Annotated in this window: 20 protein-coding genes and 1 tRNA gene; 8 read left to right on the top strand and 13 right to left on the bottom strand. The window is 39.8% G+C overall.

Annotation, left to right across the window (positions count from 1 at the left end; all coding sequences use genetic code 11):
• Window positions 1–1,091: 1,091 nt before the first annotated feature.
• Entirely contained in the window at window positions 1,092–1,271 is a 180-nt protein-coding gene (locus GSQ19_RS29930) for a hypothetical protein (RefSeq protein ID WP_041457016.1), read from the bottom strand.
• Window positions 1,272–1,817: 546 nt separating this feature from the next.
• Window positions 1,818–3,701, bottom strand: a complete 1,884-nt coding sequence (gene uvrC, locus GSQ19_RS01170) for an excinuclease ABC subunit UvrC (protein ID WP_011320974.1) — start codon at window positions 3,699–3,701, stop codon at window positions 1,818–1,820.
• A gap of 642 nt (window positions 3,702–4,343) precedes the next feature.
• Between uvrC and GSQ19_RS01165 the strand changes: the two genes are divergently transcribed.
• Complete coding sequence (locus GSQ19_RS01165) at window positions 4,344–4,523, top strand: hypothetical protein (protein WP_011320973.1); 180 nt, start codon at window positions 4,344–4,346, stop codon at window positions 4,521–4,523.
• A gap of 11 nt (window positions 4,524–4,534) precedes the next feature.
• Here the strand turns inward: GSQ19_RS01165 and GSQ19_RS01160 are convergent, their stop codons facing one another.
• Window positions 4,535–4,957, bottom strand: coding sequence for a response regulator (locus tag GSQ19_RS01160; RefSeq protein ID WP_011320972.1), 423 nt, complete (start codon window positions 4,955–4,957; stop codon window positions 4,535–4,537).
• A gap of 694 nt (window positions 4,958–5,651) precedes the next feature.
• A complete protein-coding gene (locus GSQ19_RS01155; protein ID WP_011320971.1) occupies window positions 5,652–7,091 on the bottom strand; it encodes a deoxyribodipyrimidine photo-lyase, 8-HDF type in 1,440 nt (479 codons plus the stop codon).
• A gap of 194 nt (window positions 7,092–7,285) precedes the next feature.
• Between GSQ19_RS01155 and GSQ19_RS01150 the strand changes: the two genes are divergently transcribed.
• A complete protein-coding gene (locus GSQ19_RS01150; RefSeq protein WP_011320970.1) occupies window positions 7,286–7,834 on the top strand; it encodes a 1,2-dihydroxy-3-keto-5-methylthiopentene dioxygenase in 549 nt (182 codons plus the stop codon).
• Between the two features lie 2 nt (window positions 7,835–7,836).
• Here GSQ19_RS01150 and GSQ19_RS01145 read toward each other — a convergent pair whose 3' ends face one another.
• Window positions 7,837–8,736, bottom strand: coding sequence for a S66 peptidase family protein (locus tag GSQ19_RS01145; RefSeq protein ID WP_011320969.1), 900 nt, complete (start codon window positions 8,734–8,736; stop codon window positions 7,837–7,839).
• Window positions 8,737–8,937: 201 nt separating this feature from the next.
• Here GSQ19_RS01145 and GSQ19_RS01140 point away from each other — a divergent pair, with 201 nt between their 5' ends.
• Together GSQ19_RS01140 and GSQ19_RS01135 are read left to right on the top strand one after the other, a co-directional pair.
• Window positions 8,938–10,251, top strand: coding sequence for an ABC transporter substrate-binding protein (locus tag GSQ19_RS01140; RefSeq protein WP_041457014.1), 1,314 nt, complete (start codon window positions 8,938–8,940; stop codon window positions 10,249–10,251).
• A 53-nt stretch (window positions 10,252–10,304) separates the two neighbouring features.
• A complete protein-coding gene (locus GSQ19_RS01135; protein ID WP_011320967.1) occupies window positions 10,305–11,048 on the top strand; it encodes a class I SAM-dependent methyltransferase in 744 nt (247 codons plus the stop codon).
• A gap of 64 nt (window positions 11,049–11,112) precedes the next feature.
• Here GSQ19_RS01135 and GSQ19_RS01130 read toward each other — a convergent pair whose 3' ends face one another.
• The 3 genes from GSQ19_RS01130 to GSQ19_RS01120 all read right to left on the bottom strand — a co-directional run bounded on the left by GSQ19_RS01130 (window position 11,113) and on the right by GSQ19_RS01120 (window position 14,652).
• Complete coding sequence (locus GSQ19_RS01130; RefSeq protein WP_011320966.1) at window positions 11,113–12,189, bottom strand: glycosyltransferase family 4 protein; 1,077 nt, start codon at window positions 12,187–12,189, stop codon at window positions 11,113–11,115.
• A gap of 220 nt (window positions 12,190–12,409) precedes the next feature.
• A complete protein-coding gene (locus GSQ19_RS01125; RefSeq protein ID WP_011320965.1) occupies window positions 12,410–13,228 on the bottom strand; it encodes a type 1 glutamine amidotransferase in 819 nt (272 codons plus the stop codon).
• Window positions 13,229–13,308: 80 nt separating this feature from the next.
• Window positions 13,309–14,652 (bottom strand): Mur ligase family protein, encoded by a 1,344-nt coding sequence (locus GSQ19_RS01120; protein WP_011320964.1) that lies wholly within the window; start codon window positions 14,650–14,652, stop codon window positions 13,309–13,311.
• A 197-nt stretch (window positions 14,653–14,849) separates the two neighbouring features.
• Here GSQ19_RS01120 and GSQ19_RS01115 point away from each other — a divergent pair, with 197 nt between their 5' ends.
• The 3 genes from GSQ19_RS01115 (at window position 14,850) to GSQ19_RS01105 (ending at window position 16,477) form a co-directional block, all read left to right on the top strand.
• Window positions 14,850–15,437, top strand: a complete 588-nt coding sequence (locus tag GSQ19_RS01115; protein ID WP_011320963.1) for a thylakoid membrane photosystem I accumulation factor — start codon at window positions 14,850–14,852, stop codon at window positions 15,435–15,437.
• Window positions 15,438–15,648: 211 nt separating this feature from the next.
• A complete protein-coding gene (locus GSQ19_RS01110) occupies window positions 15,649–16,257 on the top strand; it encodes a hypothetical protein (protein WP_041457012.1) in 609 nt (202 codons plus the stop codon).
• A gap of 34 nt (window positions 16,258–16,291) precedes the next feature.
• Window positions 16,292–16,477: a type II toxin-antitoxin system HicB family antitoxin gene (locus GSQ19_RS01105; RefSeq protein WP_041457011.1), complete on the top strand. Its 186-nt coding sequence runs from the start codon at window positions 16,292–16,294 to the stop codon at window positions 16,475–16,477.
• Between the two features lie 317 nt (window positions 16,478–16,794).
• On the opposite strand, the gene egtD is transcribed toward GSQ19_RS01105, so the two are convergent.
• The 3 genes from egtD to egtC all read right to left on the bottom strand — a co-directional run bounded on the left by egtD (window position 16,795) and on the right by egtC (window position 20,149).
• Window positions 16,795–17,808, bottom strand: a complete 1,014-nt coding sequence (gene egtD, locus GSQ19_RS01100; RefSeq protein WP_011320960.1) for an L-histidine N(alpha)-methyltransferase — start codon at window positions 17,806–17,808, stop codon at window positions 16,795–16,797.
• 312 nt (window positions 17,809–18,120) lie between these two features.
• Window positions 18,121–19,386 (bottom strand): ergothioneine biosynthesis protein EgtB, encoded by a 1,266-nt coding sequence (gene egtB, locus GSQ19_RS01095; RefSeq protein WP_041456388.1) that lies wholly within the window; start codon window positions 19,384–19,386, stop codon window positions 18,121–18,123.
• Window positions 19,361–20,149 (bottom strand): ergothioneine biosynthesis protein EgtC, encoded by a 789-nt coding sequence (egtC, locus tag GSQ19_RS01090; RefSeq protein WP_011320958.1) that lies wholly within the window; start codon window positions 20,147–20,149, stop codon window positions 19,361–19,363. Before egtC ends, egtB begins: the two co-directional genes overlap by 26 nt.
• A gap of 245 nt (window positions 20,150–20,394) precedes the next feature.
• On the opposite strand from egtC, the gene GSQ19_RS01085 reads away from it, so the two are divergent.
• Window positions 20,395–20,742 (top strand): DUF6717 family protein, encoded by a 348-nt coding sequence (locus GSQ19_RS01085; RefSeq protein ID WP_011320957.1) that lies wholly within the window; start codon window positions 20,395–20,397, stop codon window positions 20,740–20,742.
• 188 nt (window positions 20,743–20,930) lie between these two features.
• On the opposite strand, the gene GSQ19_RS01080 is transcribed toward GSQ19_RS01085, so the two are convergent.
• Window positions 20,931–21,002: transfer RNA gene (locus GSQ19_RS01080), tRNA-Lys, on the bottom strand.
• Between the two features lie 62 nt (window positions 21,003–21,064).
• A complete protein-coding gene (locus tag GSQ19_RS01075) occupies window positions 21,065–21,934 on the bottom strand; it encodes an aldose epimerase family protein (RefSeq protein ID WP_011320956.1) in 870 nt (289 codons plus the stop codon).
• Window positions 21,935–21,989: the final 55 nt, after the last annotated feature.

Here is a 21,989-nt window from a genome sequence, read left to right as displayed (position 1 = left end):
AGGATTTTTTCAATAGTTGTCAAAAGTAATTGCAACAAATTGATAAAAATATTGTCGCTAGCAAAGATAAGGGTTTTATAATGTATATTCCCTGGCTATTTCACTATATTGCATAGATGAAATATTTAAATGTGCAATAAAAACTTCTACTAATTATTAATTTGTAATTAACAATACAATAGCTATTTTATAGATAGAAAAGATTAATCAATAAAAACATATTTAGTATGTTTCATATTATCGACAACCTAAATTATTTATACGAAGTTTTAATATGTCTATAAGCATTCGATTTGATTTAGGACTTACGCACCCAGATTTTCTGTTGAGACTGGGTGTAAGGGTGTAATACCAATTCTCTATGAAGTTGCACCAATAAATGATGTAGAGACGTTGCATACAACGTCTCTAAAATCCAGAATAAATGGTGTAAGGGTATAGGGGTGTGAGGCGAATGGCACTAAGATAAGCACAAATCTTTAAGGTATAAGCCTTTCAGGGTGTAGAGGGTAAGGGAAACATCTAATAATTAAATCAATATACCTCATAAATACTGTTCTTCTCATCACCCTTACATCCCTATACCCCTATACCCCTACACCCAGTTACAGCAAGAGTTTCATGTTTTTTTAGCGCCATTCAGGTGTGAAGCTTTCAAACATTTATACCCTTGATCTTCCGTTTTCATGCGTAAGTATCTGTAGGTTGGGCAATACCCACCATATCCGTTGGCGGGCATTGCCTACGTATAATTGATCAATCGAATAGTAGCCCTGTCGTTTAAAGCTCTTTTACTTAACAACAGAGACACAAAGGCACAGACAACATTATTTAGATTCGGACAGTAAAAGTTAAACAGGGAGGTTAAGTCTCTCACACCACATAAATTAACTTAACCACATTAAGATGTTTGTTGGTGATTGTAATCTCTGCACTACTAAACGTAAAATCAAGTTGGCAATCTATTTTTTCACTCAGCCTTTAGACACAGCTTATAAACATAAGGCTTTTTCCTATTTGCAAAACCTAATTGCTAGTGAAGAGATAACAAATGTCTATTGTTATTCTCAATGGGCAAGAAAGTTTAATTTTTAACGATGTACATGAATGCCTGGCGCATAAGCTTCAATCACTTTGCCTGTGCGGGTACAACTGATCATCAAGTAATCACAACTTGGACATTGTGTTCTTGTTAGCTCACTCTCTGTAATATAATAACGTTCAGCATTATTACCACAATTAGGGCAATAAATTTTTTGTATTATTTGCATTGAAAAGTCCCTGGTTTTAACTATTTTGATGCTATTTTCTAAATGAAACCAAAAAATATTTTGGTTTGTATAACCTAACAACCAAAAATAAATATGGCTGTTTATTTAACTAAAATTTTACATTTGAACAATTTTATTTACTTAAACCATTATCTTAGTATTTTGGTAATTTCACCATCTTACTTGGGATATATTGAGTTAGTGTGCTGAGACAATTTTTCATGGATATTGACTGATCCCCAATGTTAATGCTTTGAGTTACACCATGACCATCTATGAAAAATACACAAAAACTGTATCCTTGTATTCAAAGTTTAAAAGCTGGAAAATACTGTATCTTTAGTAACAAAATATTTTTCTTAAGCTTCCCTTAATGTTTAAGCAGCAGTATCCTCAGGAGTATAGTTGAAGCAAAATTTACCATCCTAGTGATTAAAGATATTAGCTATATTTGCTAATCTAGTGATTGGTAATGGGTAATGGGGAATAGATAGTAGTGTTTTAATTATCTATTACCCACAACTTTTTCTTGATAGATTTTGGGAATTAGACATGAGAGGGATGGAAATAGTCGTAAATGGCTTGAGCCAGATGTGGGCCTATCCCTGGAACTTCGGCTATTTGTGCAGGTGTGGCTTGGCGAATATAGTCAACGGAGCGAAAATGAGCTAGCAGCTGCTTTTGGCGGTGGTGTCCTAAACCAGGGATTTCATCTAAGCGCGATCGCTTCAGTTTATCACTGCGTTGCTGACGATGGAAACTCACAGCAAAGCGGTGGGCTTCATCCCGTAGTCTTCGCAACAATTGCACCCCCGGTTGTTCAGCATCAGTTTTTAAGGGTTGGGATTCCCCTGGTAAGAAAATCTCTTCGCGCCGCTTTGCTAAACTAATCACCCGCAAGTCTTCTAATAAGTTCATCTCTTGCAAAACAGCAACCACCGATGATAACTGACCTTTACCGCCGTCAATCATAATCAAATCAGGCCAGTCAGGATTTCCCACCCGCGATAATTGCGGATCTTCTGCATACTTGCGAAATCTTCTTTGGATAACTTCTGCTAAACTGGCAAAATCGTCGGAATGCCCGATGGTGACTGTGGGATTTTTAATTTTGTAGTGGCGATAATTTTGCTTGGCTGGTAATCCATCGATGAACACGACTTGGGAAGCTACCGCATTAGAACCTTGAATGTGAGAAATATCATAACCTTCGATGCGGTGGGGTAAGTCGGGTAAATCGAGAATAGCAGCTAAATCTTGGGTTGCTTGGTGATTGCGATCGCCTAATTTCTGCATTCTTTGCAATTCATACTGGGCGTTACGCTCTACCATCTCAATTAATTCTGCCTTAACTTGGCGCTGGGGTGTGAAGATTGTCACTTTTCTTCCCTTACGCTGGGTTAAGACATCAGCTAATATCTCAGCATCTGGTAACTCATGCTGGACTAAAATTTCTGCGGGAATTTCTACAGATTCTGCCGTTTGGTAATGTTCTTCTAGTACCCTTTGTAAAATAGCCCCTGGTTCAGCATGGGATTCAGCCACAAAAGCCAAGCGTCCCACCAATTGACCAGCGCGAATCTGGAATAATTGGATGCAGGCGTGTTGTGCGTCAGCTGCCAAAGCAATGGCATCCCGTGACACCGTATCATCTGGTAAGGAAACCTTCTGTTCCGCCGTCAGAGACTTTAACCCAGCAATTTGATCACGAATCCGCGCCGCTACTTCAAAATTCAACGCCTCCGCCGCTTTCTCCATCTGTTCACTCAAGATATCAATCAATTCCTGAGTCCGTCCCTGAAACACCATTGCCACTTTCTGCACAGTTTTGCGGTATTCTTCTGGGGAAATCAGCTGTTGACACACACCAGGACACCGACCTAAATCATAATTTAAGCAAGGACGGTCTTTAAATAATGGCTGTGGGCGTTGTCTCAGGGCAAATATCCGCTTAGATATACGTAATATTTCCCTTAACAAACCTGAATCCGTATAAGGCCCGTAATATTTATCTTTTTCTTTACCTAGTTGTCGTTTTCGGGTAATGAAAATGCGCGGATAGTCTTCTGACCATGTAATACAGACATAGGGATACTTCTTATCATCCTTGAGCAGCACATTAAAGTATGGCTGATGCTGCTTGATTAAGTTGGCTTCTAACGCCAAGGCTTCAGCTTCGGTATCGGTGACAATAAACTCAATTTCTGTCACCAACTTGGCCATGGTGGCTATGCGCTCAGTTTTGTTGTACCCTTCGCGGAAATAGGAACGAACCCGCGATCGCAATTTCCGTGATTTCCCTATATATATTATGCGATCGCTCCCATCTCGCATGAAATAAACCCCTGGTTCCGGTGGAATTTCGGACAGACGGGCTTCTAAACGCTCTGGATCTTTCACCAGTGGTAGTATCTGAGCAGATGTTCTCACAATCTCCACCAGGTAATCTTACAAATTTACCTATACTTATTTTAAGAACAATTACTGCTTTGTGCTGAGTATACAGATTTTTATCAAGCAAATATAAAGTCAAGATTTACTATATTGTTAGTTTACATTTATACCAAGCTTTATAGATTGAGCATTTTCTAATTTTATATCTCATGCAATATTTTTTTAAGTCAATTTTTCCATTTCATAATCAAAATAAATAGTTTAAACAAATTGTCAAACAATATATAAATTTACCAATACAGTAGTTTTCATAGACTGCATAAACTAAATCATAGAAAAGTCTTTTGTCTAGCCTTTCAACAATGTAAGTCTTGCCTCAAGGCGTTTACAGCTACTGTAAAAATATTTTTCATGCAGTTTTAGTCAAGACTAAACTATGAGAAATAACTTTGTTTTGTTTATGAGCATCTAATTCCATAACGCCTTCTTTAGTAAAGTAAAGAATATATGAAGCACCGATATTATTCCAGTTTTAAGGCTATCATCAATTTTGATATTCATGAGTTTTATTAAGAATTTGTATTTTCAAATTAAGCAGATTAACGGATTCACATCTTTTCAGATTGTGAATATGATCGTCGATATAAATATTTACAGAGTTTTTGGAGTCCCAATTACATGAATGTTAATGACTTTGAAAATTACTACAAAGATGCTATGGCTGAAGCACTCAACGAACTTCAATCTGCTGTTCTGCTATTAGAACAGGTGCAACGTAAAATTCACATAATTGGCAGTTCTGTACAAAATTTAAATGAAAACATGGAAGAGTTTATTAATAAACAAAAAGCGCAATAAATCTATAAAAGCTATATGCAATTAACAACTAATTCCTGAGAAATTTTTATAAGCAAAGCATTCAGATTTATAGGTTTAACAAAGTAACCACGAGCGCCCAAATCGATAGCTCTTTTTTGATCAACTTTAAAAGCAAAACCTGAAACAACAATAACTGGTATCCTGGCAAATTCCTGCTGTTGCTGGATTTGCTCAAGTAAATAGTATCCATCAACATCTGGTAATTTCAAGTCCAACAAAATCAAGTCAGGCTGAAATTTCTCTATGGTTTTGAAAAAATTGGAGCCATCCGATAAACTTTGAACATGATATCCGCTATAACTCAGATAATCACTTAATAACATCCTATTGATATCATTATCTTCGACAATTAAGATCCGTTTTAGAGGCTGCAAATGAAATTGATGAGATTTTGTCAGTAAATGTACTGTCATTTTACCTACGGCTTTCGGCTAACAATGAAAAACCTTCGTTAAATACTGAAATCACTTGTGTTCAGAAATAATCAGATACATTTTAGAAAATAAAACTAGATAATGCCAATTCAGAGATTCAGCAATAAAATTTTGATTTCTAGCAGTAATTAGTAATTTTAGTTTAATATATAAAATTCAGCAAAATGCCATATTAATCCTTTAATTAGGTTGCTTTATTTCCACAAGTATCAATCCAATACTGTAAACTATGGGTTTTCAGAGTTTCACGTAAATATACTTACTGATTTTCCTGATTAGTAGTATTGATAACTGTTATGAGCATCAATGAGTCAGATTAAGAATGGGTAAAAAAAAGGGGCTATTAGCCCCTTTGCTGAAATTTATTTGCTCTGAAAATCTAGAAATTGTCTTCTTTTGTTTCTTTTTTCAGCAAGCCCTCAGTATCTGTAGTGGACTGACATGACTAAAATGTTGCGATCGCCAATAGGGTGGGCATCGCCTACTTTATCATGGTTGTGGTGGGCGATGCCCTACGTATATTTATTGATCTTTCGTTTTCATGGGTAATTCCTAGATTAACAAAATGTCAGGGTTTTAACTCCCCGACTTCTATCAAGCCACAACACGTAATTGCGAATTGCGTTGGCGTTAGCCTACTCTACGAGTTCTCCGCAGGCTATTGCGAATTGGTTTAAATACCGATGGCTTTTTGTTGTTGATAACGTTGTTTAAAGAGTTGCTGCTGTTTTTGATGATCCACGATTGGTTTAACATAACCCACAGCATGACGCTCAAGAGGCGTAATCTTACCCGTTACTAAATACTCCGTATCCATTGACCTCAATTCAGGTACCCATTGACGAATATATTCTGCATCTGGGTCAAATTTTTGTGATTGGCTGGCGGGGTTGAAAATCCGTAGTGGCTTGGGGTCCATACCGCTAGAAGCACTCCATTGCCAGCCGCCGTTGTTGGCAGATAAATCACCATCAATCAGCTTCTGCATAAAGTATTTTTCTCCCCATTGGGGATTAATTAACAAATCTTTGGTCAGAAAACTAGCGACAATCATTCGACAACGGTTGTGCATCCAACCGCTTTCGTTCATCTGGCGCATGGCTGCATCAACGATGGGATAACCGGTCTTGCCCTCACACCAAGCCTGAAAATGTTCTTCGTTGGTTTCCCAAGGAAAATTCTTGAAGGTTGCGCGGTAAGCACCATCAGCTAATTCTGGGAAGTTATACATAGCGTGTTGATAAAATTCTCGCCAGGCCAGTTCTTGTTGCCATGTGCGAATAGAGGTTGTAGTTTCTTCACTGCGGCTATTTTCTAAAGCTTCTAAAGTTGTTTGCCAAACGGTGCGAATGCCAATGACACCAAATTTTAAGGCTGCACTTAGCTGTGATGTGCCGTTAACTCCAGGAAAATTGCGCTGTTCTTGGTATTCAGTGATGGCTTTGGCTGTAAATTCTGCTAACTTGGCTTGAGCTGCTGCTTCCCCTGGGGCAATTATCAAGTCTGCATCCCAGAAAAATCCTAAATCTTTCGCCGTGGGTAAGGCTTTGACTCCAGCTTTTTGAGCAAGTTCCTGTTCAGCTTCTGTTAGTCCTTCGACATTGTGCAGGGTTTCTACTGGTTTAGCTTTAGGTTTGCTACTCCAATTTTTCCAAAAGGGGGTGTAAACAGTGTAAGGTGTGTTGCTACCTGAACGGATTTCGTCTGGGGAATGGAGTATTTGATCCCAGTTGTGGGTAAGACATTGGATACCTTTATCTTTAAGGGTAGCAATAATGGCGCGATCGCGTGTTTGTGAATATGGTTCCACATCCCAATTCCAAAACACAGCTTTGGCGTTTAATGCCTCTGCTAAATGAGGGATAGCTTGCACTGGGTCGCCACGTAGGATTAATAATTGGCTTCCTGCTTGCACATATCGCTGTTGCAACTCCTGTAAACTACCAATCATGTAAGTAACTCTAACAGGGGCAACATCATCCCTTTCTAAAATATTCGGGTCTAAACAAAATACCCCCACGACTTTAGAACTGTGTTGTCTAGCGGTAGCTAGTCCTATATTGTCGGTAATACGTAAATCGCGGCGATGCCAAAATAAAACTAAGTCGGACATTTTCTAATTTTTATAGTTCGCTTGTACTAGATTAGACCTAGTAGTATTATTGAACATCATTCTGCTGACAAATTTCTTGCCCTAATTCCCAATCCCCACAACTCCACTATGTCTATCGGGAATAGTGGCTTATTGGTTTAAGATGAGTTAAAGTTGAGTATACTCTTCTTAACACTTAATTTAGTTATTCTGTCATGGCGACCTTGTTACTGGAAGACGGCACAATTGAAAGCAATTTAGATGAGATAGCTCGTGAACTTGCCCCACTGGGAGTTTACATCAAGCACTATGACCCTGGTACATCTATACTGTTTCCTCATCTTTTAATACAGGATGCTTTGACAGATAAAGAGAAGTGTCACATTGTCGATTTACACAACAGTGTGTTTGAGTTTATTCAGCAAGAAAATGGTTATCTTTGGTGTGATTTGCTGAATGTGCATCCAGGTTCGCCTAATCTCCAAACTTTAATAGCTACCTACGCCAAATATCATACTCATACTGCGCCCGAAGCATTATACGTTTTGGCAGGTGAGATGATTTTTGGTTTTGTCAAACCCGACGGTAGCCAAGTACAGCTTTTAGTCCAGTCCCAAGATTATCTTCATATTCCTTCTGGGGTAGAACATTGGTGTAGCCTGACTGCATCTTTAAGTTTTAAAGCCGTGCGTTATTTCACAGCAGCAGATGGCTGGGTTCCCAATTATACTGGTACTCAGTTAAATGATAGTTTAAATAAATAGAGTTAAAAGGTTACTATATCCAAGACTCCGTGATTGGCATCTAAGGTGACGGGTACACCTACAGGTAGGCTGGCATTTTGTTCACCATGACCAAAGGGTAAGTCGGAGACAATGGGAATACCCAAATCAGCTAGGCGGTCGCGCAGAACTTCTTCTGTGTTAAAACTAGGTATATTTGGGGCGGCTTCGCATCGGGTAAAGCTTCCTAAGGCAATACCTTTGACTTTTGCTAAAACACCACTTAAACGCCACTGTGTCAGCATTCTATCGATACGGTATGGTGCTTCTGTAACATCTTCCAAGGCTAAAATTACGCCATCAAAGTTAGGTTGAATCGGTGTGCTTAAAAGATGGGTAGCCACAGTAAGATTGCCAGGCAGCAAAATGCCGGTAGCCACACCACCACCCCAACCACGGCCTTTAAGGGGTGCAATAGTTCGTCCTTCTACCAAATTAAATAGGCGCTCAGTTGACCAGTCTGGCTCATCTGCTAAGGTTGTGAGTACAGGGCCGTGAACACCGGATATACCTGCGTTATAAAGACTCCACAGCAAAGCCGTAATATCAGAAAAGCCTATCAACCATTTTGGGTCTGAGTTGATTTGCCAATGCCAATCTTCTAAGATGCGTGTGCTACCAAAACCACCTCTGGCGCAGAGAATACCGCGACAATCAGGGTCTTGCCAAGCAGAAGCTAGCTGATGACGACGCACTTCATCTTTATTAGCCAGATATCCCCAATGATGATCAATATCTGAACTAATTTCTATACGATAACCCCGCGATCGCCAAATTTCTACACTCTGCTTCAAAGCCGCAAATTCTCTTAAAGCACCACTAGGGGCAATAACTTGCAGTAAGTCTCCGGGTTTGAGGGGTTCAGGTAAGATGGTCGATTTCATCAATAATTTTTGCAAAAGTCAAAATTCATACTGAGTAGTAATCAAAAATCTTAGCTGAGAGATGATTACTCAATACTGTTTTAATATATATTTCTTTATGGGAATAACCGGAAAATGAGTGTAAGGGTAGATGATTGTTTTTGGTTACGGGTTTTTCCTGTGATTTTGAATTCCCTGAAGGGATTGACAGCTAATTATGTGATGAATATCCAAATTTGGGTATCCCAAATCACACAATTTTTCCGTCATTTAATTAGCGCTAATAGTCGGATTGGTTTACTGAGTATCTTTTTGAGTTTGTGTCTATTATTTTTATCTGGTTGCCAAGGTACAGTCAAGCAGGAGAACGGAGTAATTCATTTAACACTGTGGCAAGGAATCAACCCGCCAGCAAATCGAGATGTATTTGAAAAATTAGTTGCAAAATTCAACCAGACTCATGCGGATGTGCAAATAGAATCTATCTATGCAGAAGGATTGCCTAAAATACTGACGGCAGTTGTGGGTAATGTGCCTCCTGATATCTTGTTATTTTATCCACAAACTACAGGTCAGTTAGTAGAGTTAGGAGCAGTCCGCCCTTTAGATGACTGGCTAGACAAATTGCCAGAGAAATCACAGATTGTTCCCAGTCTATTTGAAGAAATGCAGTTAGATGGTCACATTTGGTCAGTCCCACTGTACACCGCGAACATGGGTGTTTTCTATCGTCCTCGGCTGTTTGAGGAGGCAGGAATCACAGAAACACCAAAGACTTGGGAAGAACTACGACAAGTTGCTAAAAAATTAACCATAGACCGTAATGGTGACAAACGACCGGAACAATATGGCATACTCCTACCCTTGGGAAAAGGAGAATGGACTGTTTTTAGTTGGTTGCCATTTCTCTGGGGTGCGGGAGGGGAAATAGTCACAAATAAGCAACCCAATTTAACTAGTCAAGCTGCTGTCACAGCCTTACAATTCTGGCAAGACCTTATCAAAGATGGTTCAGCCATGCTTTCGTCGCCAGAACGAGGTTATGAAGAAGATGCTTTTGTTGGGGGTCGTGTGGCGATGCAAATTACAGGGCCTTGGACTTACATCATGAAATCTAACATTGATTATCAAGCCTTCCCTATCCCTGGCAATATTAAATCAGCTACAGCAATTGCTGGCAGTAATTTTTATGTTATGAAAACTCAGCCAGCAAGAGAAGAAGCTGCACTCAAATTTTTAGAATATGTTTTAAGCGAAGAGTTTCAAACGGAATGGAGTATTGGCACTGGTTTTTTACCTGTGAATATTAAAGCTGCTCAAAGTGAAGCTTATCAGCAATTCATTGACAAACAACCAGTGTTAAAGGTGTTTCTAGAGCAAATGTCAGTAGCACAAACTCGACCGATAATTTCTCAATATAATCGTTTATCTGATAGTCTTGGTCGAGCAATAGAATCAAGTTTATTGGGTGAATCAGTGCAACAAGCTCTCCAAACATCTCAAAAGCGGTTAGAACTTATTTGGGTTGAGAAATGACTATAACCTGCGTATTGTATTATACGAGAGTTGGTTTAGTCTGAGAGAAAATTATGCCTACATTACCTATGCCAAGTTTTTTAAGTAGTTATTGGGAAAGTTCATTCAACTTAAAACAGCACATCCAAGAGTTTTTACAATTAGATGCAGAAATATTAGAAACAAAACTAGAATTCGGTCAGCAACAAATGGCTGAATTAGGTCACAAGGATTTTGATTGGGAACAAGCTACAGCCTTTTATCGAGATAAAGTAGGGGAAGTTTACTTATTTGAATTGGGTGCATGGCATCTAGCTAGTCATGATTACATTGGTGATACCTTACGTCTGATTGCCGATCATGCTCACGGTTGTGTGTTAGATTTTGGGGGAGGTATCGGAACTCATGCTATTGGTGCGGCTCTTTGTCCCCATGTTGAGCAAGTAGTTTATTGTGATATAAATCCGATTAACTTTGATTTTGTCAAGTATCGAGCTGAGAAATTGGGTCTGAGTGAAAAAATCATTTTTTGTGTAGAGATACCCCCACAAAAAACCTTTGACACTATTATGTCCTTTGATGTTTTAGAACATTTACCAGACCCAAGTCAACAGTTACTAGAGTTTCATCAGATTCTGGCGGATGAAGGTAAGATGATTCTCAATTGGCATTTTTTTAAAGGTTTTAATCAAGAACATCCTTTTCATTTAGATGATCCGCAGGCGATAGATACATTTTTTAAAACCATTCAAAGTAATTGCTTAGAAGTTTTTCATCCGTACCATATTACGGCTCGTTGCTATCGTAAGTGGAATTAAAGCCCTAGTTGGGGAATGGAAGATATATTTTCTCTAATCCTCTGCTTTCCCCAAGAGTTGTTGATTAAAGTTTCATCAGGATGTTCTTAAACCATTGTTCCATGCGATCGCCCATAGCTTGAGAAGAATATTGAGTTTCGGCTTGCTGGCGACAGGCGCGACGGTCGATTTCATTTAGGCGATGAATGGCTTCTACCAAGCCTTCCACACTATCCGGTTCTACCAAAAAGCCTGTTTTGCCGTCTTGGACAATTTCTGTTAAACCACCCCGACTATAGGCTATCAGGGGTACTCCACAGGCCAGCGCCTCAAGTGCTACGTTGGGATAAGCCTCAACCCATCGGGGAGTGATAAAGACTGCTCGACACTGACCTAATTGGTGTTGTAGTTCATGGGTGGATAAAAAGCCCACATATTCTATAGGTGCGTCAGGGTATGCTTGACAAATCTGCTCCCAGTAAGCCTCATTCTGTTTCAAACCGAAGATTTTCAGGGGAATTCCGGTGATGTTCGCGGCTGCGACTGCATCTTCTAGACCTTTTTCTGGTGCAATTCTCCCCACCCATGCTAAGGAAGAACTTGGTTCACCACAAAACGTATAAGCTGATATATCTAGCCCATTTAACAGACAATGGCATTTTTCGGCAAATGTAAAAGTAGCGGCTTGTGTTTTGCCGTGGACACCAATTGTACCTGGAAAATTATTGGCGACCTTTTCAATCATGTCGTCCATCACATCTGTTAAGGAACCCATGCTGATGAGATGGGCGATGGGACGATGAAAAAATGGTGTTAAATATAATGGTAACCAATCATAAGAAAAATTCACTATCAAATCATAGTCTGTTTGCACTTGACGAGCATAGTCCCACATATTTGCCAAAACAGAGTTAGTCGGGACAAAAATTGGGTCGGTACGATTTTGATTTTGGGCTGATAATTGTAGTTCCCCTGGAATTTCTTTAATGGGTAATGAACTAATAGCAGAACCCTGTGGTGCTACTATTTCTAATTTGTGTCCTCGCCGCAAAAACTCTTGTGCAATATTAAATAAAGTAAGTTCTACTCCGCCTCCTAATCCTGTGCCTAAAGCACCAATGGGAGTGGACACAAATAATAATTTGTAAGTTTGTGATACCATTTAGTTTAAGTTGAAACTAGAATTAATTAGGTTATACAAGTAAGCAAGCGGCAACAAATTAAGGCATATTAATTAAGCTAAAAAATAATCTGGCTCATAGTAAGGCATAAGCCTCACTGTGAGCCTTTCATAATTAATGCTGCTTTAATTAATTTAACGTGAGTCTCCAACGGAGGCGCACGTTAATTTAATGATATCAAATTAGTGTCACCTAATTTTGCTAACCAGAAACTTTAGCTACCGCAGATAGTTTTGGTGGGTTAACTTGCAACTTTTTAAACATTGCTTCCCGTGCTTGTACAGCCAAACTATCATCTAAAGGTTGTAAAGTAATTGGTTGTTGATACTTTAACCGCAATGCTGTTTGAATCAACCAATCAGCCACAAAGGGGTTTTTGGGTAATAATGGCCCGTGGGAATAGGTTGCTATGGCATTTTGATAAAATGCTCCTTCTGTACCATCTTCACCATTATTGCCTAAGCCATATACCACTTTTCCTAAAGCTTCCACCTTCCCTAACTTAGTGCGTCCACCGTGATTTTCAAAACCCACTAAATAGGCTTTGCTTCCTGTCATTTCCTCTAAATCTTTTGCTAGACGACTGGCCGTAACTTCAATTACCAAGTTACCGATACAACGCTTGGTATTTTCACCAGGATGAATAGAAACTAAATCAAGTATTCCTAAACCTTCAATACGTTGTCCTAAGCCTGGTTCGTAATAGTGTCCTAATAACTGGGGTGAACCACAGGTAAAAACTCCTGGTGTGCCATTTTCGATTTTCTCACGCATCGCGTCAGCTTTCGCACCTTGCAAATCGCGCATGACGATTTCTTGTTGTCTGTCTTGTGCGCCACCACCAACTATCACATCTACAGACTTAATATCTTCTGCTGTGGAGTTTTGGTCTAAAGGTAATACTTTCACCGTATATCCCCGCCATTGGGCGCGACGTTCGATAGTAATCACATTACCGCGATCGCCATAGGTACTCATCAATGTAGGATATAGCCAACCGATAGTTAATTCTAGGGTCATATTTTTTAAATGGGGAGATGAGGGAGCAGGGGAGCAGAAGAGAAAAACTACTAACCACTGACAACTGACAACTGACTAATTTAAAGAATTTTCCTACCCGTGAGGACTTCGCGCACTTCTAGCATGGCGGAATAGGTGGGGAGGATGTGCAGGGTTTCGGTGGCTGGGGTGTGTTCTAAGGCTGTGGCGATCGCTTGACGTAAATCTGCTTCGACAATTAAATTTAGGTTACTCTGTGCCGATTTTTCACTATAACGCAGACGTAGCGCCATATCATAGACGCGATCGCCACTGACTACTAAAGTTCCTCCCCGTTCCACTAATTTTTCTGTATCTACGTCCCAAATCCAAGATACATCTGTACCATCGGGGGTGCGATCGTTTAATACTAATAGAGTGGTTTTATCTGTGCTTTGAGTGACGACGCGAATTGTTTCATTTGTCCCCACAGGATTTTTTGATAATAAAATTCTGACGCGTTTACCATCAATCACTAAATCTTCCGCACGACCAAAAGCCGCCTGGAAATTATTAATAGTATCTCTAATTGTGGTTTCATCCACACCTAATTCAATAGCGGCGGTGGTAGCGGCTAAGGTGTTGTATTTGTTATATAAACCAACGAGAATTTGCGACCATTCCCTACTGGCTAAAGTGGGTTGACTCTTAGTAAATCCGCAACTGGGACAAGTAAAATCTCCCAAGTGGGATAAATACACACCTTGGTAATCTAAAGAATGTCCACATTGAGGACAGTAGATAGAATCAACGGCGTGAGGAATGGCTTCTAAATAATGTTCTGGTTCATTTAAGCCAAAGAATAAAACCTTTTGGGGTAACTGCTGGCCGAGAAGGGATAAAGTCGGGTCATCAGCATTGGGAATGACTACTGTTTCTCTGGGAAGGGTCGAGATAACCTTTGTCCACCGCTTGCTGATGGTGTCTACTTCACCATACCTATCAAGTTGGTCACGGAACAGGTTTAAACAGAGGATAATTCGTGGCTGGAGTGGTTTTAAGACCCTGGGAACAATATTCTCGTCTACTTCCAGAATGGCATAATCCACATCTAGCGTCCCCACCAGGTTAGTGCTGTCTAGCAACGCGGTCATCAACCCATTTTCTAGATTTGCACCTGTGGAGTTATGACAAACACGGTAGCCTTTATTTTCTAAAATAGTGCATAACAGCAGTGCTGTGGTGGTTTTGCCGTTAGTCCCCGCAATGATGATGACTCCATTTTGCACCTGCTGACTCAATAATTGCAGCAACCGGGGTTCAATGCGACGGGCAATAGACCCTGGTAATACACTAGCAGCACCGAGACGAAGCGATCGCACTAAAAACGTCACACTTTTCGCCACCAACACCGCAAAACCCAACCGCAGCCTATCTATAACTTTGATTTTATTTGCCACATCCATACCCTAATTTATTAATAGTCATTAGTAATTAGTCAATAGTCCATAGTCAACGGTCAAAGGTCAACAGTCAACATTCCCCACAGATCCCACTAGGCGCTATCTTAAAAAATAGTATACGGGCGTAATTATATATCCAGCCCAGGTTGCCTCATTCAGCACAAACCGAAGACAAACAGTAGCTTGTAAGGTTCATTTTGATGAATAGTATAGAGTTTTCTTTTTTACATAGACAGATTGCTGACTGGCGACGGTTGGTTTTTAAAGGCCTGTGTTTGCTTATATGTCTATTGATTGTAGGAATACAGCCAGCCTTTGCAGGTATTAACGATGATGTATACGACGGCAATATGTTCGTGGTTTATGCGGGTAATGGATCGTTAGTACCATCGAGATTTACTTTAGCCCAATCGTTAGCAGAACATAAGCCAATATTTCTGGCATTCTACTTGGATGACAGTAGCGATTGCAAACAATATGCCATTGTAATTTCACGGGTACAAGAATTCTACGGTAAAGCCGCAGAAATTATCCCCATCAGTGTGGATACCATCTCATCCAAAAAGACTTACGAACCCACCGAACCAGGATATTACTATTCTGGAGGCGTGCCTCAAGTTGTAGTGTTTAATCAGTCCGGTGAGGTAGTCTTAAACAAGCAAGGTCAAGTTCCTTTTGAAGAAATCGATGACAGACTACGAGAAGTATTTGATTTATTACCACGCACCGAATCAGTACAATTAAAAAGGCGATCGTTCAATGAGTTCAGTAGTGAGTTAGCCAAGTAACTTCGGGGGTAGACCAAATTGGTCTGCCCAAATTTTTAGTGATATCTGTTACTGTATTCCCCATAATGCCAAGAGATAATGTCGAAATATCAACAGTCAATAGTCAATAGTCAATAGTCAACAGTCCAAAGTTCATAGTCAATAATCCCAAACTAGAACTAATGACCAATGACTAATGACCAATGATCAACGCCCAATTAAGTGTGTTCTGATGTCAAAGGTTTACACCACGGAAGAACTAATTCAAATTTTGGCGGCTGAACGCCTAGCTTGCCTTAAAGGAGAGCGTCTAAAATTAGAAGTAACAGTTTCTGGTAATCCTATAATTGACCAATTTATCAGAACAGATGGACTACAAAAATTCACGGCATATCAAGATTTTAAAAATGCCATACATGACTATCAAAGAGAATATCAAATTTCCGGTATTCTTTGGAAAGAAATTTCCATAAAGGGCAAAATATTACGTTATCCAGAAGTAGATACCCAACTAATTGCTTTAAGTAGTGATTTGGAAATATTGCAATCTGCTAAAAATTCCATCTTAGAATTTTGGTATGAAGCCTCAGCCGGGATGGATTTATATTTAAGCTTTAATAATAATAAACAACATCAGTTAATTTTTATGTCTGATGTAGAGAGAATTGTCCAAAGAACAGAATGGGCTACTTTATGGAAATCAGAAAGTTCTAATTTTTTAGAAATAGTTTTACAGTTGGGATGGGGTAAGCCAGAAGAAGCCAGTTATAAACGCGGTAGACCAAACTCAGGTAGCGAGTTTATTCATGCAGTTAATCCTGGTAATCATCCTATTGGGTAATTGGTTAGTTTGGAAGCGAATTGGAAGAAGATTGATGCGTTACGCGGTTGTAATTGAAAAGGGTGAAACTAGCTATGGTGCTTATGTACCTGATTTACCAGGATGTGTAGCTGTGGGTGAAACTTTAGAAGAAGTTAAACAACTGATTACAGAAGCTATTGAATTTCATATAGAAGGAATGCTTGTCGATGGATTATACCAATTCTCCAAAATCAAGTAACACATCCCAACCTTAAAACTCAGGCCAAATCTGATTTTCCTAATTTTGAATTTTGAATTTTGAATTTTGAATTGGTATTACCTATTCCTAAACCCACAAGTATGACTCACGAAGTTGAAGTATTAATGTCATGACAGAAATAGAGATAAAACAGTTTTTCTATTTTGGCAAATGCCTATAAATTAATCACTAATAATATCTGTATTAGTTGGTAATCGGTAACAGGTAATGGGAAAGACCAATTACCTGTTACCGACAATACCAAGCATATTTTCAGCAATTAGCCGGACTTGATTTACATTTCCTAACTTAATTACTTATCCTTGCACTTGACACAGCAATAAACCAAACCACTGATTTACATCAGTCCAGGTCTGAACAGGTATTAAACCTTTAGCTGCGAGTTGTTGCTGAATGCTTTCGAGGTTAAATTTGCGAGAAATTTCGGTGAGGATGGTTTCACCTTGGGCCAGATTAACAGTGAGATTGAGAGACTTTAATTGGACAGTTTGCGATCGCTCACTTTTCAAGTGCATCTCAATGCGCTGTTCACTCTCATTATAAAATGCCCAGTGTTTAAACTGTGTCGTATCAAAATTTCCCTCAAAACTTCGGTTTAAATGTTCCAGCATATTGAGGTTAAACTCTGCGGTGACTCCTTGACTGTCGTCATAGGCTGGTTCCAAAATCTCCTTGGGCTTTTGCAAATCCACTCCCAATAAAAAATATTCACCGACATTTAAAGTTGCTCTAATTTGGGACAAGAAGACATCACACTCTTGCAGATTGAGATTACCCAAGGTACTACCAATAAAACAAATCATCCTACTAGATAATTTTTTGGGAGTCAGTTGTGCAAGCGCTAATTCATAAGTTCCCGCTAGCGCATAAACTTCCAGGGAAGGATAGTCTTGAAGTAATTGCTTGGCGCTACTTTCCAAAATCCCTGCACAAACATCAATCGGTAAATAACGCAGAGGATAATCTAGTTGCTGATAAGCATCCAGTAATATACGAGTTTTGGTAGAATTACCGCTTCCCAGTTCTACTAACTCGCAAGCGCCAGTAATTCGAGCAATTTCACCCGCAAACCTTTGTAAAATAGCCGTTTCTGTGCGTGTCACGTAATATTCAGGTAACTCACAGATACGCTCAAATAATTCAGAACCTCTGTCATCATAGAAATAACAAGGGGGTAAAGTTTTGGGTGTTTGAGTTAACCCCCTTACCACATCACCCCCAGCAGTAGATGTAACTACGCGGGTTGGCGCTTGCAAACGCTGTATTTGCAAACGTTGTTCAATGCTGTTAGTAGCTTTCAGTACTGACATTTAACCTCCGGATGCTGGATGTAAGAGATTGCCCTGAAAGACGAATCTTTACACTAGCCAGTGAAACATATAGCCATAATAAATAACATCACGCCACAGCAGGAATACTTAAACTTTAAAGCTATATTTAAGGTTTTTGTCCAAAAAAGTGCCGTTAGCGATAGCGGGGGTTTCACCCTATCCTGAGTAAGAATTTTTATCCTACTTTCTCATTCCTGTTTCATTTCTCATGTATAAAACTCCCAAAACCCTGTAGCTTCTCCTAACGGAGTGGCTACACCTTTTCACGACTAATTTTGAATTGATTCATCGTTAATCCCTCACACAACGAAACCCAGCAAAAATCTGACGAACTTGGGGATGATACCAATTGCGGAAACTAGAACGTAGCACCCAAGGACGAGTTGCCCAACTACCGCCTTTTAACACACGATGTTTTTGGTCAAAATAAACTTGCGCGTAACCTTTGTATGGGTAACTTTGAAAACCTTTGTAACCATCAAACCAAGATGCTGTCCACTCCCAAACATTTCCTAAAGTGTCATATACACCATAGGCACTCTGCCCAGCCGGGTAAGCATTGACTGGGGTGGTTTTATCGCCTAAACCTCGTCGTAGTCCATCACAATTACAATTTTGAGGTGTGGGGATATCTTCCCCCCAAGGGTAGGTGTGGCGACAGTTAGCTTTGACATTCCAACTTGCGGCTTTTTCCCATTCAGCCTCTGTGGGTAAACGCTTACCAACAAACCGTGCATAAGCTTCGGCTTCATACCAACTAACACCATATACTGGGTGATTCTCTGTGGTAGAGCTTAGGCGATTCCAGTAAAGTGGTTGTATTACTTGCTCCGTTTGTAACCATTCCCAACCTGCTACTGACCACCATTCAGGGTTTTGATACCCTCCAGCCTCCATAAATATCCAATATTCACCACAAGTCACAGGGTAGCGGTCAATCCAGTAAGTATCTAAATAAACTCTATGTGCCGGACGCTCATTATCTAAAGCATCAATGGAATCGTTACCCAACTCAAACTCACCTGCGGGAATTTCCACCATCTCCCCCACAGAATTTAAGGTTTGACCATTGACCGTTGACCGTTGACCATTGACCATTGACCGTTGACCATCAAGCAATTCCAACACCATAGTGATGATTTCGCAGTGTTGGCTTTCGTGCTGAATTAAAAAGCGCCAAAGTCGTTCTTGCTGTAGGATATCAGCTACTTCTAGATATTCCAGCACTTTTGCTCTCACTGTATCCAAGTAATAAATAATTTCTGCTATTTCTGGTAATTGGACTCGTTGCGTTTTCGGTAAACCATCAGCTGCGAATAACTGACGATATTGGGGAAATAAGCATGGTAAATCAGCACTATGTTCTAATACCCACAGAGATTCTATATAGGCAATATGTCCCAAATGCCAACCCACAGGACTGAAATCAGCATGAGGTTGACAACAGAATGTAGCTGCATCCATACCTGCAAATAAACTGAGGGTTTTAGTGCGACATTCCTCCAAAGCAAAAGCAATCAACCCTTTCACACTAGATGCTTTCAATTTTGATATCACAATCCTCTCCCACACTGATAATGCTATTTTCTGGACAAGCAGTCCAATTACCTGCAAACAATGGTTCAGATGCAATAATGACAGAATTAGGAAAAGTCAAATCATCTTTGAGCCAATACAGCGATGGCGGTGATGAAGATGAAGCAAACCGGGAGGCGATGAGGCGATGACCATCACTAAAAACTACATTTGCAGAAGCATTAACTTGATGACGTTTTGCCATCTCCCACAGCATTAGTAAAGTGTTACGTAAAACCGACTCTACAGAACGATGTTTATTACTTTGTATTTGAGAAAGTAGTAATGCAAAAATATGCTCAGAATCAGTACTACCATTGATATGTTCGTAAAAATCTGGGGTTAAAGTACTGCGGAGTTTGCGATGTAAGGTCTTGCGAAAATTCTCAATGTAACCATTATGAATAAATAGGGATTGCTTATAATGAAATGGCTGACAGTTGGCAAAATCTAGAGCTTGTCCTGCTGTCGCACTACGAACATAAGCTAAAATACACTTAGATTCCACATAACGGCTCAGACTAGGCAAATTAATATCATTCCAAATAGGCAGAGTATTTTTATAGGTAAAAGGTTCAGTATCTTTTTGGCTATGATACCAACCCACACCAAAGCCGTCTGCATTTACCACCCCAGAAGTCATTTCACGGGGTTGGTAACTTTGAACTATCAGCGAATGTTCTGGTTTATATAAGAGATATTCCAGAGAAACAGGCGAACCAAGGTAGGCAAGTAGACGGCACATAATGAAAGAATTTGCTCCTAATTCCTGTATAGAATAAACTGTGTTAAGGACAATTTACGCAATACCACATCAATTTCAGTTATTCGTCATCTATTGTTATATTGACTTATCCAGAATACACAGTATTTTCAGTACCTTTTATCTTGATGTGATTCTTGGCTGAAGACATCAGAAAAATATAATTTGAGATTCAATCAATAAAATCTAGAGGCCAAAAATATTTTATTCCTTAGCAGTAATCACTAATGGCTAACTCAATAATGGTGATTTTCCCATATAAACATAATCAAATCTGGGTATTTGATGATGAGCGCGCAGGTCTAGTTCAGGAACCATTTGTTAGTGGTGTCCCAGAAATGATTGATATTTTGATTCAAGAAATTGCTAATGTCGATGAGGGGTTTAAACTTTTATTTTCTAGCAGTCCTTTTCCTGGATATAAAGCAGAATTGATTTGGCTCAGGGAAGAATATAATGGACATTGGTATTACTGGAGTAAAAATAATTTAGAAGGATGGTTATGTCCGGCATTATTTAAATACTTTAATGAACCACCAAAAAAAATATACTGCAAAGCTGAAGGTCTGTACTAACTCTAGATACAGAACAAAAAAATATTTTTAGGGTGGGCAATGCCCAATACCAAAACGGTATTGACAGTCACCCTATAGTTTTAAAAAACAAATAGGGCGCAGATTATCAACACTGTAAATTTGCTCTTATTATAAAACCCTCTTTTACCTTCATTCAAAAGTATCAGCGAGTTTGTTTCTTTCTTTTATGGGTCGCCCGGGATTCGAACCCGGAACTAATCGGTTAAAAGCCGAGTACTCTACCGTTGAGTTAGCGACCCTTGCGGTTTGTTTCGCAACTTTGCCATCATAGCATAAACATCCATAGACTTGTAAAGGGGTTTTAGAAAAAACTTGCCGATAATCTTACAGATGCTTTGTAGCTAGTGCCTGGCTCTAGCACTGTCAGCTTTTCACCAGTATTCAGGGAGTTACGAGGAGCGCTCCAAGGTTCTAGACAATAGAATTCTTTGCCCTTCAGCGTCCAAAATACCAACATTGAAAAAATATCATCAGCATCCAAAGTTAGTTTAAACTGCCGATTACGGTCGATTACACTAGCAGACTGGCTGGTGATGTGACCAAACGCAAAATCCATTTCATCACGGTTAAAGTCAAAATTGCCATTAAAGGGATGAACTTCCTTTGTTTGCTGGTCTTGATATTCCTGGGAGGGAATGTCGAACTCCAGTTGATTTTTATCCCCAGTCAAGAAGTAAGGATGGAACCCAGCCGAGAAGGGCAATTGGGTAGATGATAGATTTTGGTATTCCTGGCGAATTTCTAGAGTATTCCCTTGTAGCACGTAAGTGAATACTAGTTGGAAATCGAAAGGATAAACCGCCTTTGTCTGTTCGTTGCTGCGGAGAACTAACGTCAGTGCAGCAGTGTCCTTAGTGGTCTGCTCAACTACCTCCCAGGGCAAATCACGGGCAAACCCATGTTGTTTGAGTGTGTACTGCTGACCGTTGAGGGTGTAAGAATTATCCGGTAAGTTGCCGCAGATGGGAAATAAAATTGGTACTCCACCTCTGACGCTCAAATCTGGATGAGTGAAACGTTCAGCGTCTAGGTAGAGAATTTCCTCTCCCTTCACACGCCAACGGGTAATAATACCGCCACGTTCTGGTACAACTTCCAGTTGAGAGCCAGTTGTTTCATCAGAAAGGATATAGGTTTTGTACTGTTGCTGTTGGATGGCAATACTAAACACAAGTTGAGTCCTCAGGGGCTAGGGGGTAGAGGTGAGGCGTTGGGGTTTAGAGGCT

Origin of the sequence: Trichormus variabilis 0441, from assembly GCF_009856605.1 — a bacterium.
GTDB lineage: Bacteria > Cyanobacteriota > Cyanobacteriia > Cyanobacteriales > Nostocaceae > Trichormus > Trichormus variabilis.
This window is presented reverse-complemented; position numbering and strand designations above follow the sequence as displayed.